This is a genomic window from Synechococcus sp. UW105 (assembly GCF_900473935.1).
Classification (GTDB): Bacteria; Cyanobacteriota; Cyanobacteriia; order PCC-6307; family Cyanobiaceae; genus Synechococcus_C.
The window spans coordinates 50984-67507 of record NZ_UCNN01000011.1; the positions used below are offsets into that span (position 1 = coordinate 50984).

17 protein-coding genes and 1 tRNA gene are annotated in these 16524 nt (G+C 60.9%); 9 read left to right on the top strand and 9 right to left on the bottom strand.

Annotation, left to right across the window (positions count from 1 at the left end; all coding sequences use genetic code 11):
• Nucleotides 1-81 precede the first annotated feature (81 nt).
• From DXY16_RS04265 to DXY16_RS04280, 4 genes are read left to right on the top strand one after another with little or no spacing between them, the layout of a single operon-like run.
• Nucleotides 82-585 carry a hypothetical protein gene (locus DXY16_RS04265; RefSeq protein WP_115119839.1) on the top strand — a complete coding sequence of 168 codons (504 nt, stop codon included), beginning with the start codon at nt 82-84 and terminating at the stop codon, nt 583-585.
• Nucleotides 586-605: 20 nt separating this feature from the next.
• Entirely contained in the window at nt 606-932 is a 327-nt protein-coding gene (locus DXY16_RS04270) for a hypothetical protein (RefSeq protein ID WP_115119891.1), read from the top strand.
• Between the two features lie 43 nt (nt 933-975).
• On the top strand, nt 976-1374 hold the full coding sequence (locus DXY16_RS04275; protein WP_115119841.1) for a hypothetical protein: 399 nt from the start codon (nt 976-978) through the stop codon (nt 1372-1374).
• Nucleotides 1338-2021, top strand: a complete 684-nt coding sequence (locus tag DXY16_RS04280; RefSeq protein ID WP_244281541.1) for an RluA family pseudouridine synthase — start codon at nt 1338-1340, stop codon at nt 2019-2021. Before DXY16_RS04275 ends, DXY16_RS04280 begins: the two co-directional genes overlap by 37 nt.
• On the opposite strand, the gene DXY16_RS04285 is transcribed toward DXY16_RS04280, so the two are convergent.
• The gene (locus DXY16_RS04285; RefSeq protein ID WP_115119843.1) at nt 2018-4138 is read right to left on the bottom strand and encodes an HDIG domain-containing metalloprotein; all 2121 of its coding nucleotides are present in this window, start codon (nt 4136-4138) and stop codon (nt 2018-2020) included. The two genes, DXY16_RS04280 and DXY16_RS04285, sit on opposite strands and share 4 nt — an antisense overlap.
• Nucleotides 4139-4196: 58 nt before the next feature.
• Here DXY16_RS04285 and folD point away from each other — a divergent pair, with 58 nt between their 5' ends.
• From folD to DXY16_RS04305, 4 genes are all read left to right on the top strand, one after another.
• Complete coding sequence (gene folD, locus DXY16_RS04290) at nt 4197-5105, top strand: bifunctional methylenetetrahydrofolate dehydrogenase/methenyltetrahydrofolate cyclohydrolase FolD (RefSeq protein WP_115119845.1); 909 nt, start codon at nt 4197-4199, stop codon at nt 5103-5105.
• Between the two features lie 69 nt (nt 5106-5174).
• Nucleotides 5175-6128: a geranylgeranyl diphosphate synthase CrtE gene (gene crtE / locus DXY16_RS04295; protein WP_115119847.1), complete on the top strand. Its 954-nt coding sequence runs from the start codon at nt 5175-5177 to the stop codon at nt 6126-6128.
• A gap of 2 nt (nt 6129-6130) precedes the next feature.
• A complete protein-coding gene (locus tag DXY16_RS04300; RefSeq protein WP_115119849.1) occupies nt 6131-6646 on the top strand; it encodes a divergent PAP2 family protein in 516 nt (171 codons plus the stop codon).
• Nucleotides 6643-8130, top strand: coding sequence for an ATP-dependent RecD-like DNA helicase (locus tag DXY16_RS04305; protein ID WP_115119851.1), 1488 nt, complete (start codon nt 6643-6645; stop codon nt 8128-8130). The genes DXY16_RS04300 and DXY16_RS04305 overlap by 4 nt, the downstream gene beginning before the upstream one ends.
• Here DXY16_RS04305 and DXY16_RS04310 read toward each other — a convergent pair.
• From DXY16_RS04310 to DXY16_RS04340, 7 genes are all read right to left on the bottom strand, one after another.
• Nucleotides 8117-8803: a GAP family protein gene (locus DXY16_RS04310; RefSeq protein WP_115119893.1), complete on the bottom strand. Its 687-nt coding sequence runs from the start codon at nt 8801-8803 to the stop codon at nt 8117-8119. The two genes, DXY16_RS04305 and DXY16_RS04310, sit on opposite strands and share 14 nt — an antisense overlap.
• A gap of 65 nt (nt 8804-8868) precedes the next feature.
• Nucleotides 8869-9459: a histidine phosphatase family protein gene (locus tag DXY16_RS04315; protein WP_115119853.1), complete on the bottom strand. Its 591-nt coding sequence runs from the start codon at nt 9457-9459 to the stop codon at nt 8869-8871.
• An 8-nt stretch (nt 9460-9467) separates the two neighbouring features.
• On the bottom strand, nt 9468-9719 hold the full coding sequence (locus tag DXY16_RS04320) for an acylphosphatase (RefSeq protein WP_371410863.1): 252 nt from the start codon (nt 9717-9719) through the stop codon (nt 9468-9470).
• Nucleotides 9719-11188 (bottom strand): cobyrinate a,c-diamide synthase, encoded by a 1470-nt coding sequence (locus DXY16_RS04325; protein WP_115119857.1) that lies wholly within the window; start codon nt 11186-11188, stop codon nt 9719-9721. The genes DXY16_RS04320 and DXY16_RS04325 overlap by 1 nt, the downstream gene beginning before the upstream one ends.
• A gap of 41 nt (nt 11189-11229) precedes the next feature.
• Nucleotides 11230-12513, bottom strand: a complete 1284-nt coding sequence (locus DXY16_RS04330) for a glucose-6-phosphate dehydrogenase assembly protein OpcA (protein WP_115119859.1) — start codon at nt 12511-12513, stop codon at nt 11230-11232.
• Between the two features lie 63 nt (nt 12514-12576).
• Entirely contained in the window at nt 12577-14103 is a 1527-nt protein-coding gene (zwf, locus tag DXY16_RS04335; RefSeq protein ID WP_115119861.1) for a glucose-6-phosphate dehydrogenase, read from the bottom strand.
• Between the two features lie 154 nt (nt 14104-14257).
• The gene (locus DXY16_RS04340) at nt 14258-15463 is read right to left on the bottom strand and encodes an FAD-binding oxidoreductase (RefSeq protein WP_115119863.1); all 1206 of its coding nucleotides are present in this window, start codon (nt 15461-15463) and stop codon (nt 14258-14260) included.
• 166 nt (nt 15464-15629) lie between these two features.
• On the opposite strand from DXY16_RS04340, the gene DXY16_RS04345 reads away from it, so the two are divergent.
• Nucleotides 15630-16202, top strand: coding sequence for an SRPBCC family protein (locus tag DXY16_RS04345; protein ID WP_371410864.1), 573 nt, complete (start codon nt 15630-15632; stop codon nt 16200-16202).
• 208 nt (nt 16203-16410) lie between these two features.
• Here DXY16_RS04345 and DXY16_RS04350 read toward each other — a convergent pair.
• Nucleotides 16411-16483, bottom strand: a tRNA-Glu gene (locus DXY16_RS04350).
• Nucleotides 16484-16524: the final 41 nt, after the last annotated feature.

Genomic DNA, 16524 nt, shown 5'->3' on the forward strand with positions numbered 1-16524 from the left:
GGAGAACTTCTGTGCAAAACAACAACACTTGGGAAGCCCTGAGTCCAATGAGACCAGGGATGCGATTGGCTTGTTTTGCGGATGCGTGCTCTGGGCTGTGCTCTTCTGTTTGGCTTGGCGATCGGTGCAGGTTCCGGTCTGTCGGCCCGGGCTGAAACCTGGGACAGGATTGGTCGTTTTGCTGCGACGCTCCGTAAAGCGGGTACGTCCACGCTGGTGGCGAGAGATTGTCCGAACACCTTGCTCGGTGCTTTCCATTCCCAACGCAATGCCCTGCTGATCTGTGCCAATAACCTGCCCAACGATCCCGCGGAGATCTGGGAGGTCTTGGCCCATGAGGCGGCTCATGTGATGCAGCATTGCCGCGGTGGCCCGCTGCTGGTGGAGGGTCAGATGGACGATGCGATTGCCCGGGTGCGCTCCCGTTCCCCGCGTCTGTTTAAGGAGCTGAGTCTCTATCACAGCAGTCAGCACCGTGACGAGGTCGAAGCTCGGCTGGTGCAGACGCTGCCCCCCGATCAGGTGGAAGCCTTGTTTCAGAGGTTCTGCGCGATGCGACTGACTGGAACGAGCTCGGAATCGTGATTGTTCGGGAGGTGAGTGCCATGGATGAGCAGCAGCCGATCACGCCACTCACCGGCCCAGTGTTCGATGACGAGGGCCGACTCACGTACATGGGGGTGGATGGACGCCGTTATGTCGTGGTCGATGGCGTCGATTTTGATGAGCAGGATGCCGCCAAGGTGATGAAGGTCCTGCAGTTGGCAGGCGGCGTGTTTGAAGAGATCGAGCAGCATTGCCACCATTGGTTGCAAATGGTGGAGGACTCGCCCCTGAGCGAGGAAGAGGCCTTGTCGTTGTTGCTGGCCACTCTTGAAACCGTGTTGGAACGAAAGCACGATGACCAGCAGGACCCTGGACAAGGGAGCTGAGGGTGCGCCCGTACGGTGTGACTGTTAACGCAATCGGCCGGCGATGAATTCCAGCGTGCGGGGCTATTGGCTGATGACCTGGCTGGGGTTGGTGGGCAATGTGATCGCCTTGCCGCTGATCGGTTGGATCGCTTTTCAGGCCCCCACGCTGCGGGTAACCCATATCAGCCTCGCCTTTGGCCTTGCTTGGCCTGCTGCGGTTGTTGGCATCGTGGCCTGTGGCGGCCTGCTGGCAGAACGGCGTTGGGGGGGGATTGTGGCGATCGTGGCCTTGTCGATGGCTTTGGCTGCTTCCTTGCCTTACGGCATCGTGCGCTTCGCCCTGCTTCCTCTGGAGCAGTCGCTCAACCTCGGCCTTGTGTCCATGCTTCTGGCTCTGGTGAACTTGTTGGCGCTTCTCTATTGGTGCCAACCTGCTCTTCGCCGCGGTGGTCCGCTCTGAATGCAGGCGATGCCGATCTGCCGGTCTTGTATCGAGATCGATGGGTTGTGGTGGTGGACAAACCTGCTGGCCTTCTTTGCCAGCCCGGTCTGGGCCCGGCGCAGCTGGATTCTTTGATCAGACGCGTCCAGCGATGCGAACCAGGTTTGGCCCTGGTGCATCGCCTTGATCGCGACACATCCGGCTTGTTGTTGTTGGCTCGCAATCCCGAGGCTTTGGCGGCCTTCAGTGGTTTGTTCGCGCATCGCCGGGTGCGCAAGCTCTATGTCGCGGATATCTGCACGGACCCTCCAGCTTTTGCCGGCCTGATCGATCTTCCCCTCGCCCGTTTGCAGCGTCACCCCCCTCGCTATGGCGAGCATCCTCAAGGACGGGCCAGTCGGACTCGATGGCGAGTTGCTGCATCGGCAGGGTCGCTTCGACGCTTGTGGTTACAGCCCATCACGGGGCGATCTCATCAGCTCCGCGCCCATCTTGCGGCCCTTGGCTGTCCGATCCAGGGGGATCCGATTTATGCCGCAGATCAAGGCCGGTCGATGACAGGGCGCATGCATCTTCACGCCACCGCCCTCAGCTTTCTCCACCCTTTCACGGGCAAACGCTTGCGCTGCCGCAGTGCCGTGCCCTTTGCTTCTTCGCTGGATTAGGCCGGGAATCCTTTCTTGTAGGCGGGAATCGGATAGGGGATGCGGCGATGGCGCATCCGCCGCCACACGCGGACGAAAGCGCGTATGACAAGTTCCACCTCGGAACGACTGAGGCTGCTCAGCCGCAGTTGGCCATCGCGCTGTCTGGCTTCCACAATCCTTCGCACCGTGAGTTTTGCTTGCGCATCACTGGTGTCGGGTGGGAGGGATCGAAGTGCGGCTTCGCAGCCATCGGCAAGCATCAAAATTGCCGTTTCGCGTGAGCGAGGACGCGGACCCTTGTAACGGAAGCGGGCTTCCGGGATCGAGGCATCCTGTTCGCGTGCCTTATGCAAGAAGTAGCCCATCTTCAGCGTGCCTTGATGCTCCGGGATGAAGTCGGCCACCGGTCTTGGCAGGCGGTGACGACGCGCCAGTTTCAGACCCTCATCGACGTGGGCCTGAAGAACTCCGGCACTGGCGAGGGGATCATTGAGTCGGTCGTGGGGATTCTCAATGTCTCCGACCTGGTTCTCGATAAACCACTCAGGCGCATGCAATTTGCCAACGTCGTGATAGAGCGAACCGGTACGGATTAAGTCGATATCGGCGCCGATGGCCCGGGCGCCTTCCTCGGCAAGCCCGCAGATCATCAGGGTGTGTTCAAAGGTGCCTGGCGCTTCCGATGACAAGCGGCGAAGCAGAGGCCGTTCTTGGTCCGCCAGTTCCATCAGTCTTGCTCGGGTGAGCAATCCAAAGGATCCCTCGAGAATCGGGATCAGCAGGATCGCAACCATCAGCAGGATGCCCATGAGCAGGGCTTCAGAGGCCAGCTCTCCCGCATCAGGGGCCAGTCTGGTCCAGGCGCTGGCTCCGGTATTGATCTGGCTGCGCAGCAGCAGCATCTCCACGAAGAGTGCTGCCAGGGGCAGCAAGACGGTGAGCTGAAGCAGCTGGGCACGGCTGCGTAGACGTCCTGCCTGTAGTGCTGCCACCACGGCAATGGCCGCTGCAATCATCAGTCGCCCCTCTCCCAGTCCATTCACCGGCATGGGCCAAAGCAGGCTGGCGATGGCCAGCCAGGCCAGCCCGCAACTGGTGCCCAGCCCCTGGGCGAGCAGCAGCGTCGGCGGCACCAGCACTGCTAGAGGGCTCACGGCAGCACCAAAATGGAGCTTGCTGTACTGCACGAGTAGGAGGAGGCCCAGGCTCAGAAAGCTATGGGAGGCTTCCAGCTGGGGCCGTTCTCGCCGCATCAGCAACAGCAGCACGGCGCATCCGGCTAGAGCCTCGGTGAAGCGCATGGCCCATTGGCCCCAACGCGGCGTGCGTTGCACCTTGCCGAAATAATCAAGAACGTCATAGGCCTGGGGGCTGATCGGTTCTCCCTTGCGGGTGATCAGGCTGCCCTTCGTGACCTTGATTTCGGGTTTTCCCTGTTTGGTAATTAGTGCCTCGAGCTTGCGCTGGCTCAGCACAGGATCGGTGCGCAGGTTGCTGGACCCTTGAAAACTGGCGGCCAGCAGTTTGCTGCCGATGCTGCGGGCGGGATCACCCTGTGTACCAAGATCTTCCAGCTGAAGAGCTGCAGCCTGGCGGAGCTGATCCACCGCCAGGCTGTTCACCAACCCCTGGCTGAGCATGCGAGAGGCGGCATCCCGCACGGCCTCTCGCCAGAGCTGGGTGGTTTGTGGGGTCTGAGTGGTGAGCCAGAGCTGTTCCTCGGGGCTGAGGTTCACGGGACCTACCCGCTCGGCGGCATCGCTGAGGGCCACCCGCTGCAGTTCCTCCAGCTGCCGCTCTAGCCGTTCGCGCAGGCGTTGACTTTCCTGTCGGTCGATGACCTGCACGTAGGTGCTCGGCCCCAAACTGCTGAGTCGCTGTTCCAGCGCCTCACGGTCCACCACAAGGGCATCTTTGGGCGCGACGGCGTCAAAGGGAGCTGGAACGCCTGGACGCAGATTCGGTTCCCCTAGCGATGGCCAGCTTGAAACAAGTGCCACCAGCAGGCACATGATCAGCAGACCTGCCTGCTGAATCCGCCGCCAGCGCAGGATGGGCCGCCTGGGGGATTCGTTGCGCAGCCAGCTGTGCCAAAGCCGGCGGAGGCGTTGGAATCGAATCACAGCGGACGGCATTGAACACAAACGCTAGCTCCACCGAGCGGGCATGCTGGAGGGAACTACGGCGTCGGCAATGGCCCTGAGGCTGGATGGCAAGCAGCTCGCCTCTGAGCTGGAAACGCGACTGCGCCAGGAGATCGAGTCTGGGATCTCACAGGCGGGCCGTCCGCCAGGCCTCGCTGTCCTGCGGGTGGGCGACGACCCCGCCAGTGGGGTGTACGTGGCCAACAAAGAAAAGGCCTGTGCCCGGATCGGTGTTGCCAGCTATGGATCCCACCTGCCAGCAAGCAGTTCTCAGGCTGAGGTGGCTGCGGCGATTGCAGCCCTCAACGCCGATGATCGGGTCGACGGCATCTTGTTGCAGCTTCCATTGCCGGGAGGGCTAGAAGATGGACCGCTGTTAGAGCAGATTGATCCTGACAAGGATGCCGACGGTCTCCATACGCTGAATCTCGGCCGTCTGCTCAAAGGACAGACGGGGCCGCGCAGCTGCACACCTGCCGGGGTGATGGCCCTTTTGGCTCGACATCAGTTCTCGTTAGAAGGCAAACGGGCCGTGGTGGTGGGTCGCAGCATCCTGGTAGGTCAGCCCATGGCTCTAATGCTGCAGGCCGCCAATGCCACCGTGAGCGTGGCCCACTCCCGCACCAAGGATCTGGAGGCGATGACTAGGCAGGCCGATGTGCTGGTTGTGGCGGCCGGCAAACCACGCATGATCGGGGCTGAGCATGTGCGTCCAGGCGCGGTGGTGGTGGATGTGGGCATCCATCGCCTGCCAAGGGCGGCTGATGCCCCTGAAGGCACCAAGGCCAAGCTCTGTGGCGATGTGCGTGCTGAGGAACTGGAGGAGATCGCATTGGCCCTCTCGCCTGTACCTGGAGGTGTCGGCCCGATGACCGTGACCATGCTGCTGGTGAACACGGTGGTGGCTTGGTGCCGTCGTCATGGCCTTGACCACGGCCTGGAAGATCTGGTGGTCTGATCCGATCTGTGTCCAGACCTGGTGAGTTGGCGCTTGGCCTGAGAGAATCCGGCCAGCTTTGTTCTCCCCATGACCGCCGCGGCGACCAGTCCCGAGAGCGCCCGGTCAGGGTCTGATCAGAAGGCTTTTGATTTCAAGGCCTACCTCGCGGCTCAGAAGCAGATGGTGGAGGCTGCCCTTGACGACTCTCTCGGCCCGGAAAAGCCTGAGTCCCTTCGGGAAGCCATGCGCTACTCGCTGTTAGCCGGAGGAAAGCGCCTGAGGCCGATTCTCTGCTTGGCGGCTTGCGAGCTGGCAGGCGGTGATCCGCAGTTGGCGATGCCAACTGCGGTGGCACTGGAGATGATCCACACCATGTCGTTGATCCATGACGATCTTCCGGCGATGGACAACGATGACCTCCGGCGAGGCCGGCCGACCAATCACAAGGTCTATGGCGATGCTGTGGCGATTCTTGCCGGTGATGCCTTGCTCACCCGCGCTTTCGAGATGGTCTCCCTGCGCAGTCCAGGGGTGCCTTCCGACCGTCTCCTCAAGGTGGTGGGTGAGCTCTCCTTGGTGGCTGGTGCCCCAGGCTTGGTGGGCGGGCAAGTGGTCGATCTGGAATGCGAGGGCAAACAGGTTGACCTTGAAACTCTGGAATACATCCATCTGCATAAGACCGGCGCCTTGCTCAAGGCCTGTGTGATTACCGGTGCACTGATTGGTGGTGCAGATGATGCACAGTTGGATTGCCTGCGGACCTATGCCCGGGGCATCGGCTTGGCTTTCCAGATCGTTGACGACATCCTTGACGTAACGGCCAGCAGCGATGTGCTCGGGAAAACCGCCGGCAAGGACTTGATTGCGGACAAGACCACCTATCCCAAGCTGCTGGGTCTCGAGGAGTCTCGACAGGGTGCCAAGACCCTGATCCAGGAGGCCAAGGGTTCGTTAGCAGCCTTTACGCACTCCGGTGCGGGAGCGGGACAGGAAGCTCCCCTGCTGGCGCTTGCCGATTATGTGATCGGGCGCGACCGTTAACCATGGCAATCCCGCTCTTGGTCACCCTTTCCAGTTCGGCGCAGTTGCTCGATAACGGCGTTTTGGTCTGGGGCCTTGTCGCCTGTGGTCTGGCCCAGCTCTCCAAGCTTCTGATCGAACTTGTCGTGCATCGCCGCTGGCGACCTGCCGTCTTGATCGAAACCGGTGGCATGCCCTCCAGTCACTCAGCTTTAGTCACAGGAACCGCAGCCGGGGTGGGATGGCAGAACGGGTTCAATGACCCTGTGTTTGCCTTGGCTGTCACGGTCGCGTTCGTGGTGATGTACGACGCCAGCGGTATCCGTCGTGCGGCCGGGTTCACAGCGGCACGCGTCAATGCCTTGCCAGACAGCAGCTGGGACACTCTCCCCGAGAAACCCCTCAAGGAGACTCTTGGCCATTCCCGCCTCGAGGTGCTGGTGGGCAGCCTGTTCGGACCGCTCATCGCTCTGCCAGGTCTGGCCTGGGCAGGTTCGCCTCTGGAGTTGGCCCAACGGATCGGCCAGGCGCTCGGGTGAGTGCTCCTCAGGACTTTGCTGGTGATCTGACGGCCGATCAGTGTGAGGCCGCGGCTGCATTCGAGCGATGGCTCAAGCAGTCTGATCACGGTGTTCCCTTCGTGCTCAGTGGTTTCGCCGGTAGCGGCAAGACCTTCCTTTCCATGCGATTGCTGCGCATGGTGGAAGCCACAGGGCTGTGTTGGACGGTCGTGGCCCCGACGCATAAGGCGGTGGGGGTTCTTCGTCAGGCCCTGGCCTTGGAGGGCTTGCAACCCACCTGGTATCCCTCCACGATTCACCGGCTACTGCGACTGAAGCTCAAACGCCAGGGAGATCGGGAGCTGTGCGAATCCACCGAGCAGACCGCTTTTGCCCTGGAGCACCTTGGCCTTGTGCTCATCGATGAGGCTTCGATGATCGACAGCTCGCTCTTGTCGATCGCTCTCCAGTGCGCCCATCCCTTTCGCACCCGGCTGGTGTTTGTCGGAGATCCGGCTCAGTTGCCTCCTGTAGGAGAAGCGGAGAGCCCGGTGTTTGGGATCGATCGGGCCGAGAAGGCCTGCCTGACTGAAGTGGTGCGTCATCAGGGACCGGTGCTGCAGCTGGCGAGCTGTCTCCGCGATGGTCGCTTGGCCTGCGAACGGCCGCCGTTCTTCGCCGACGTCAGCTCTGATGTTGGCAGTGTGTCCAGCCTGGATCGGGCTGATTGGTTGGCGCGGGCTCAGGCGGCCCTGAAGCAAGCCTCAGTCTGCGACAACCCCGATGCGGCACGCATCCTCTGCTGGACGAACCGCAGCCTGGAGCAATTGGTTCCCCATGCCCGCAGGGCGATCCATGGCGCAATGGCAGACCAGATGCCGGTGCTTCCTGGCGAGGTCCTGATCACTCGCACCGCCGTGATGGCGCCGGCCTCCCGGGATGGTGCTGAAACCGGGGAGGAACCTGATCTGGTTTTGGGATCCAACCGCGAGCTGGTGGTTGAAGATGTCACTCCCGACCCTTGTGATCTGAGCGAATTTGGCCTCAGCGATGCCGATCTCAATGCAGGCGGGCAGCTCTCACTCGATGGCCTAGGGACTCCTGTCATCAACACTCTCAATGCCCGTGTGCGTTGCGGTGAGCTCGAGCTCAGCTTGAGGTTGCTGCCGCCGGTGGGCAGTGAGGGCCGCCATCAGTTGGATCGGGTGCTGCAGCGGCTTCGCTCCCAGGCCAGGGATGCCGGCAAACGTGATGGTCGTCTTCTTTGGCGTCGCTTCTTCTTGATTCGAGATGCCTTTGCGTCGCTCGGACCCGCCGCCGTGCTGACCGTTCACCGCAGTCAGGGCAGCAGCTTCGGCAACGTCTTCGTCGCTGATGATGTGTTCTGGCCCAAGGATCTGGCCCTACGCCGTCAACTTGTCTATGTGGCGGTGAGCCGCGCTCGCCATGGGGTCTGGATGGTGGGGCGGAGCAGTTCAGCTCCTGTGGTGGATCGCTGGCAGCAGGCGCTCAGTGCAGCATGAGGCCGCTGAGACCTTGCCAGACCAGATAGCCACCCAGGGCCAGGCTGACGCCACTTACGACGAATTCACCTCGGGCAAACAGCAGCTGTTTGCCCTTCTCGAGAAGGGGCAGCACCTTCTGGCGACTCACCACCACAGCCATCAGCGGCAGCATCAGCATCAGGCTGGCCCCGGCGGTGAATGCAATCAGCCCAATAACCTCTTGCCAGGTGGGTAGTTGCGCCGCAAGCACCACAGCGGCTGATTTGGCAAACAGGAACAGATCATCGGGGCTGGCAACCTCGGTGAGTGCTCCCAGCCCGATCAAGAGGGGCAGGGGCATCGCCACAAAGCGGTCGATGCTGCGTGTCCAGGTGGGTGGATTATCACCATCGGCAAGGCTGCGCAGCAGCTCCTTCACGCCGATGGCGATCAGGGCACCGCCGGCCAGAAGGTCCAGTCCTATGCGGTGCTGGGATCCTTGCGTCATGTCAAGCACCAGGGTGTGTCCAACTGTGAGCAGAAGGCTCACTGTGGCCAGTGTTGTGACCACCCAGCCGGCGACAAACCATCCGCCTCGCTTTAGCGGGTTCGGTCCCAACAGCAGCAGCAGCAGCACTGACACATGAATGGGTGAGAGGCTGATTCCCGTGCCGTAGGCGAGTAGCTCAGCCCAGAGGGTGGTGTCGCTCATCGCCTGGGAAATGCTCTGATGACGCTGATGCTGACGCATCAGCGTCTTTGAAATCGTTGGTCTGCTCAGAAACAGCCATCAGCGGGGGCATTCCAACGGCTCACGGCTCGGTGATGGTGCTCATACCCCAGCACGCAGATTGAACCGGTGGCGAGGCGGAAGAGCCCACCCCCGCTCGCACCGAGTCCTAACCAGCAGCCTGTTAGGGCCCTGAGCAGATGGCCATGGGCGAAAAGGGCTACATCACCGTCCCCTTTCTCGGCCATCGCCTGGTCAATCACCTGCTCGCATCGTGTTTGCACACCTGCTGCATCCTCTCCGCCTGGGCAGCCATGGCTCCAGATTGACCAATCGGGGACTGACCGCTGGATTTGCGTCGTTGTCAGGCCCTCATAGTCGCCGTAGTTCCACTCAACCAGCCCTTGCAACACTTGCGCTCGGGAGCTCAAGCCAGCGATTTCGCAGGTGCGCTGTGCCCGTTGAAGCGGTGAGGTGAACACCGCCGCGAAGGTCACGTTCGGCAAGACCCTGGCCAGTTTCCTGGCCTCAGCTTCTCCTTCAGGCAACAGCGGTAGATCGGTCTTGCCGGTGTGTCGGCCGTTGAGGGCCCACTCGGTTGCCCCATGACGCAGCAACCAGAGCTGGCGTTCCTGCATGCTGCGTCTCAGTATTTGATCTCGAACCAGTCATCGCCGGTGACGGGCAGCTGGCTTAGGCGCACCATCCGCACCTGAGCGGTGCAAGTGCCGCGCTCACACCAGAGGCGCAGTTCATTCAGTTTGTAGCTGGATCCCTCAGCCTGCACTTCCACTCTGCCGTCATTGAGATTGCGCACCCAACCGCAAAGACTCAGCTCTGTGGCCCGGCGACAACAAGCACTTCGGAAGCCGACGCCCTGGACGTCCCCTTCCACCATTAGTCGCCAGCGTTCTCTGAGCTCCTGCGATCGGGGCTTCTGCCGGGAGATGAAGCGACTTTGCTCCTCGCCGTTGCGGTTTCGACTGCGGCGCGCCATCGGCATGAGATCGTCCAGCATCCGCCCCAGTGGAGGTGTACCCAGCTGGCGTGAAGTCTTGGGTGATTCCATCCCTCTCTCCGTCGAGGCACTTGCCACCCTTCAACCTGCCAAAGGGACTCCAGATTGCCAACAGATCCTGCAGACAGTTTGCTGTCGATGGCATCCGGACTGTCTGCAGTCAGCTTCCAGCGATGGAATTCATGCCCGGTCAGGACATCACCGCGGCGAAGAAGCAGTCCATCTTGATCGGCCTGGAGCTTGCGGTATCCCACCTGAAGTTGCCCCTTCTGGGCATGAAAGGGCAGCACTCCTGCCATCGCGTGGGCCTCACCCTCCTCATCAGTCAGGCTCTGTCCCATCAAAAGCATGCCACCGCATTCGGCGTAGATCGGCTTCTGCCCAACCCATTGTCGCAAGCCCTCGAGACTGAGTTTGCACTGGCTCAGATCTCTGGCATGCAGTTCGGGGAATCCTCCCGGCAGGATCAAGCCCTGAGCTTCAGCAGGTGGTGGTTCGTCTGCGAGTGGTTGCCAAGGCAGAACAGGCATTGCTAGGGCATCTAACCAGTCCTGCATCTCCGGGTAGCGGAAATGAAAGGCTTGGTCCATGGCCACAGCCACTGGGATCGGTTCCAGGGCTGCGCTCTGGGGCTGGCGTTCCATCTGCTGGTGCACCGGGTCGGGCCCGAGCACAGGGGCTTGAAGCAGCGGCAGCAGCGCGTTGAGGTCGAGGTGATCCTCTGCCAGCTTTGCCCAGGCGCCTAGCCGTTGCCGGAAGCTTTCGATCTCATGGGCGGGAGCGAGGCCAAGGTGCCGGCTGGGCAGGCTGAGCTCCACAGTGCGTGGCAGGCATCCCAGCAGCGGGACGCCGATGCCATCGAGCACGTCTTGCATCAGCTGCCTGTGCCGGGGGGTGCTCACGCGATTGAGCACCACGCCGGCCAGGTTCAGCTTGGGGTCATGAAGCTGAAAGCCTCGCACCAGTGCCGCTAGGGATTGGGCCTGGCCGCCCGCATCCACGACCAGCACCACGGGGAGTTCCAGAAGCCTGGCCACGGCAGCACTGCTGCCCTCACTGGTGGGGCCGATGCCGTCGTAGAGGCCCATCACCCCTTCCACGAGGCAAAGCTCTGCGCGCCCGCCATGACCATGGAAGCTGTCACGGACCCAGGCTTCTCCGCAGAGGGGCAGATCCAGGTTTCGGCAGGAACGTTCAGCTGCCGCCGTCAGCAACTGCGGGTCGAGATAGTCGGGGCCAACCTTGAACGGCTGCAGACTTTTGCCGCGACTTCGGGCGTAGGCGATCAGGCTCAGGCTGAGCAGTGTTTTGCCGCTGCCACTGGCTGGAGCAGCGATCAGACAGGCCATGGATGGCAGGGGGCATTGAGCGGCATCCCGCCGAAGGCGGATCAGTGAAGCAGCTTGGCAGCTAGCGGTGCGGCCGCTGCCAGCAATGGGGTGGTGGTGTCATGACCACCCTCGAGAAGCCTGGCGACATCCGCTTCCACAGGGCTGTGCTGAACCGGTACCACCTCCTCAATCAATTCCATGCTGGCCATGCCGCCAGCTTCAAGGCGCATGCATCCTCCGGATTCAGCACAGAGGATCACACAGGCGGCGGGTTGATGATCCGGCTGGCAGATCAGACGCATGCCCACGATCTGACCGGGGTGGATGCTGGGTTGTCCCATGGATACCGGTGCAACCCGCATCTTCACTGATGCGCCATCGCTCCGGCTAAAGGCGGCGGTAATGACTCCATTGCTTTCAGGCTCGCTACTGCCGAGCTCCCAGCCGAGTCGATCGGCGATCCATGCAGCCAGTAGCAGCCCTTGTACGGGATGCTCTCCTTCCACATCGATGTCGAGCTGCACCACATGGCCGAGGGCATTGCGCCGCTGCGGAGGGTCAAACACCATCGCCAAGGTTTCCCTCCACCCGCGCAGGCGCAGCCAATTGAGGTCATTCACTGATTGCCCAGCCTCGATGCGCTCCCGCAGCAGATTGAGGCAGTGGTGAGGTTGGCCCAGGGCTGAATCAAAAATCAATCTCCGGGGTGCGATGGCGAGACGCTCCAGCAGCTCTGGGGCTTCATCGAGGCTGCCGTTCCACCACACCCAGGAGGGCAGGTCTTCAGGCAGGAGGGGCTGAAGGATCGTGAGCCCTTGGGTGAGAGCGGCGTGGCCACCGCGGAGCACCACAACATCGCCGCAAGCTGCCGTGCCGCCGCCCTCTTCGGGAAGGGGACAGTAGGCGGCGACAAGCGTTTCAAGGGGGTGGCTCTCATCCAGACTTGGCGCCAGGGTGATCAGCCGACGCGGACGCAGGGTGCTGACGGAGGCATCCACATGTTGGCCGCGCAAATCTTCGGCCTGTTCGTCCCCGTTCAGATTGCCAAGGGCTTGCCCCACGCTGGCGGTGAGTGGGGGTGTGGTCAGGGGCAGATCGCTGTCTCTCACCACCTGGCGTGCCGCTGTGATCACCTCGTCGCGCTGCACACCTGTGATCGGACCGTTGATCCGTCCGGTGCGGACCAATTGCTGCTCAACCCAGGCCGGTTGCCATACCAGTAGGCAGAAGGTATGGGCCCCCTGGCTAGTGGGCTGATCCTTTGCCCAGAGCTGCTCGAGGTAGGCGGGAATCTCTGAGGGGGGAAGCTCCAGGGGGGTTTGGAGGGTGAGCTGGGGAGACATGGGAGCCGAAAAGAAGGGGGCGGCGGAAACAGAGACTGGGGTGCTGAGAGTGCGAGGAGCGCCTTAGGGACGTCGCCACAGCAGGCCATCGCGGGCCAGCATTGAATCGGCAGCAGCCGGCCCCCATGTGCGCGATTCATAGGGGTGGATCGGCAGTCGCCAGGGGCTGTCTTCGATCAGTTCCAGGAGAGGGGTGTAGAGGCGCCAGGCGGCTTCTACTTCGTCACTGCGGGTGAACAGAGTGGGATCGCTGAGCATGGCGTCGGCGAGGAGGCGCACATAGCCCTCATCGGAGGGCTCCCCAAACGATTCGTCGTAGGAGAATTCCATCTCCACCGGTCGACTGCGCATCCCAGACCCCGGCGATTTCACCTCGAAGCGAAATTCAGCGCCTTCATCTGGTTGGATGCGCAGGATGAGTTGGTTGGCTGTGGGGCTGCCGCCAGCGGCATCAAAGAGATGCACCGGTGCTTCGCGAAAGGTGAGGACAACCTCGCTTAGACGCTTCGCTAGCCGCTTGCCGGTGCGGACATAGAAGGGAACCCCCTGCCATCGCCAGTTGTCGATGAACAGCTTCATCGCGACGTAGGTCTCGGTGGTGCTGTTTGGATCCACTCCCGGTTCTTGGCGGTAGCCCTGCAGTGGTGCCGACTCACTACCCCCTGGGCCGTACTGGCCGCGGATGCAGCAGTTCCAGGGTTCAAGTTCATCCGCCAGGCGGGCCGCTTGCAGCACCTTGGCCTTTTCGCTGCGGATCGCCTCAGGGTCGAATCGTCCAGGGGTCTCCATCGCGGTGATCGCCAGCATTTGCGTGAGATGGTTTTGCACCATGTCTCTCAGGGCCCCGGAGCTCTCGTAATACCCAGCCCGTTCCTCAACGCCGACCGTTTCTGCTGCGGTGATCTGAACACTTGATATGTAGTTGCGGTTCCAGATCGGTTCAAAGATCGTGTTAGCGAAGCGCAGAACCATGATGTTCTGCACAGTTTCCTTGCCGAGGTAGTGGTCAATCCGGAAGATCTGGTTCTCTTGACCACAGGATTGGACAACTTTGTTGAGTGCTTGGGCACTGCTGTAGTCCCGACCAAAAGGTTTTTCGATCACCACCCTGCTGCGCTCAGGATCGCGGAGTAGGCCGGCATCGGCGAGGGCGCGGCAGCCGCTTCCGTAGAACTTGGGAGAGACGGAAAGATAGAAGGTGCGGTTGTTTCGGGTCGCCCGGAGCCTGTCAATCGTCTCCAGCCGTCCGCCCAGTTTCACCAGGTCCTCTGGCTTTTGAAGGTCGACAGGTTCATAGAACATCCCTGCCGAGAACTGCTCCCAGGCCTTCGGGTTGTCTATGATCTTGTCCGCCATGGCCTCGGCCATCTTGGAGCGGAATTCCTCGTCACTCCAGGGGCGGCGTGCACAGCCGAGCACGGCGAACTCGCTGGGGAGCCTGCGCTGCATGAAGAGTTCAAACAGTGCCGGCACGAGCTTGCGGTGCGTGAGATCTCCGCTTGCTCCAAAGATCACAAGGCATTGGGGTGCGATCACCCGCTCCTGACGCAGTCCGACCCTCAAGGGGTTTGTCGTCATCGTGGTGCTCATGGATCACCAGGCTCTGACGCAGGTTTAACCAGGATTCATCGAATGCACAGCGCCCTGGATCATCCCAGCCACGTTTTGTCGTTGTCTGCACAAAAACGGACAAAAAAAACCCGCCTCTGAGGCGGGTTCGAAGTGGCCGGTCAATCCTGCTCAATCAATAGGTTTCCACGTGCCAGCGATCAGCTTTCTTGAGCTGAGGACGCAATTTGCTCCAGTCGATATCTTTGGCGGACGCCGCAGCAGTCATGGCCTCATCGATCCCTGGCTCCATGCCTCGCAGGCCACACATATAAACGTGTGTCTTGGGATCTTCGATCATCGTGAAGATCTCGTCGGCGTGCTCCAGAACGCGGTCTTGGATATACATCCGTCCACCTTTGGTGTTCTTCTGTTCACGACTGATCGCCTTGGTGTAGCGGAAGTTGTCGGGGAATTGGCTCTGATAATGCTCAAAGTCGGCGTCGTAGAGCAGGTTCGGGGTCTTGGGTGCACCCATGAACAGCCATGCCTTGCCCCGGAAGTTCCAACCGTTCTTTTCTCTCTCAGCTGGTTCGAACATGCGCCGCAGGTAGGTGCGCATCGGGGCGATACCGGTGCCCGTGGCAAACATAATCACGTTGGCGTCTTCCTCTTCAGGAAGGAGCATCTCTTTGCCCACTGGACCGGTGATTTTCACCTTGTCGCCAGGCTTGATATCGCAGAGGAATGTGGAGCAGACACCGTTGATGGTTTCACCGTCTTTCTCGTACTGGAGCTGGCGCACGCAGAGGGAAACGGTATGGCCGGCCATGTTGTCGCCATGGCGTGTGCTCGCAATCGAATAGAGGCGGAGCTTGTGGGCCTTGCCTTTGGCATCTTCGCCATCGGGAATGATGCCGATGGATTGCCCCTCGACGTAGTTGAGATGAGGATCACCACCATTGAGGTCGAAGGTGATGTGATTCACCCGGCCGATGGCGCCTTCGCTGAGAAGGCTGTAATTCTCAGTCACCGTGCCGATGAAAGGTGACCTCGGCTTGTAAAGGTTGACGGGAACGGACTTGTGGTCGGGCTTTTTGGTCACAGGAGCGGATGCCTTGGTCTTGGCAGGGGTCGCCTTAGCAGGAGCTGCCTTCGCTGGAGCGGCCTTGGCGGGAGCGGCCTTAGCGGGAGCTGCCGTTTGGGACACATCAGTGGCGGCGACCACTTCGCTGATCTTGCCTCCCGTGGAGATGATCAGGCGAATCGTGTGTTGAAGTCGTGAATAGGGAACGGTGTAGCGGCGCTCTGCTTTGAGTTGGCGACCTGCTTGAAGTCCATGGACGATCACCGTGAACATCCGTTCGTTGGAATCGGAGGAACCAACAGTGCTGACGCGCATGGGCTTTGCCTAACCACTAAACCGCGCGATCATAGTCGTGAAGCTTCGCCTGCAGCGATTCGTCTGTGCGTTTGCTGCATTGCTTGCTTCGTCTCTGGACCATTTATGTCCGGAGCGAGCTTAAAGTTGTTCGATTCCACTTCTCCGTATTCGCTGCGACCTCCCTTTGCCGTCCTCTGATCCCACTGCTGTCAAACCCCGCACTCTCTTTGCAGGTGTGCCTGGATTTGGTGTGCGTCGTCAGACCATTGAGCAGACCATGGAACGGTTGCCGCATGGGACCCGGCGTCTGGCCGTGCAGCTGCGGACACCCTTAGATCTGGATCTGCTCTGGCAGGTTCTGACCGATTACGACCAGCTGAGCAGCTTTATCCCCAACCTCGCCAGCAGTGCAGTGTTGTCGCGAGAGCACAATTGCATTCATCTTGCCCAAGTTGGCAGTCAGCAGCTTCTCGGCCTCACCTTTACGGCGCAGGTGGAACTGGCCTTGACGGAGTATCGACCTGAGGGGTTGCTCCAGTTCCGGATGATCAAGGGCGATTTTCGTCGGTTCGAGGGCTCTTGGCGGCTTCAGTCGTTGCCTGATGGAACGTCTCTGCTGTACGACCTCACTGTGCAAGGTTGCATGGGAATGCCTGTTGGCTTGATTGAGCAGCGTCTCCGAAGCGACCTCACTGCCAATCTCCTGGCGGTTGAGCAGGAAGCTCTCCGTCGGCAGGCATCACCTGAATTGGCATAGGTCAACAGCTTGCAGCTCAGATCGCGTTTGATGTTGCGCGCGTCGCTCTAGGGATCAAGGGAATGGATGGATTCCCTTAGAAAAGATCAGCATCTCGGTCAGGCATGATTGATGCACTGACGTGAAAATTTCCAGTTATTAGATTTCTTGTTAGTGAATATGATCGACTTCGATGAATTCTTTTGCCTTTGACTTAAGGCGATTTTGATACCCCCAAGGGGATTCGAACCCCTGTCGCCTCCGTGAAAGGGAGGTGTCCTAGGCCTCTAGACGATGGGGGCGAGGCCGTGTTCGGAACGTTGTGTTCCCGAGCACCAAAAGA

Coding starts and splice junctions, on each gene's coding strand:
- DXY16_RS04320 (WP_371410863.1), bottom strand. CDS start 9,719: ATGGTGGAAGGGGACGTCCAGGGCGTCGGCTTCCGAAGTGCTTGTTGT.
- DXY16_RS04270 (WP_115119891.1), top strand. CDS start 606: ATGGATGAGCAGCAGCCGATCACGCCACTCACCGGCCCAGTGTTCGAT.
- DXY16_RS04310 (WP_115119893.1), bottom strand. CDS start 8,803: ATGAGCGACACCACCCTCTGGGCTGAGCTACTCGCCTACGGCACGGGA.
- DXY16_RS04285 (WP_115119843.1), bottom strand. CDS start 4,138: ATGCCGTCCGCTGTGATTCGATTCCAACGCCTCCGCCGGCTTTGGCAC.
- DXY16_RS04330 (WP_115119859.1), bottom strand. CDS start 12,513: ATGTCTCCCCAGCTCACCCTCCAAACCCCCCTGGAGCTTCCCCCCTCA.
- zwf (WP_115119861.1), bottom strand. CDS start 14,103: ATGAGCACCACGATGACGACAAACCCCTTGAGGGTCGGACTGCGTCAG.
- DXY16_RS04315 (WP_115119853.1), bottom strand. CDS start 9,459: ATGCAGGAACGCCAGCTCTGGTTGCTGCGTCATGGGGCAACCGAGTGG.
- folD (WP_115119845.1), top strand. CDS start 4,197: ATGGCCCTGAGGCTGGATGGCAAGCAGCTCGCCTCTGAGCTGGAAACG.
- DXY16_RS04265 (WP_115119839.1), top strand. CDS start 82: ATGCGTGCTCTGGGCTGTGCTCTTCTGTTTGGCTTGGCGATCGGTGCA.
- DXY16_RS04325 (WP_115119857.1), bottom strand. CDS start 11,188: ATGGCCTGTCTGATCGCTGCTCCAGCCAGTGGCAGCGGCAAAACACTG.
- DXY16_RS04340 (WP_115119863.1), bottom strand. CDS start 15,463: ATGCGCGTCAGCACTGTTGGTTCCTCCGATTCCAACGAACGGATGTTC.
- DXY16_RS04300 (WP_115119849.1), top strand. CDS start 6,131: ATGGCAATCCCGCTCTTGGTCACCCTTTCCAGTTCGGCGCAGTTGCTC.
- crtE (WP_115119847.1), top strand. CDS start 5,175: ATGACCGCCGCGGCGACCAGTCCCGAGAGCGCCCGGTCAGGGTCTGAT.
- DXY16_RS04275 (WP_115119841.1), top strand. CDS start 976: ATGAATTCCAGCGTGCGGGGCTATTGGCTGATGACCTGGCTGGGGTTG.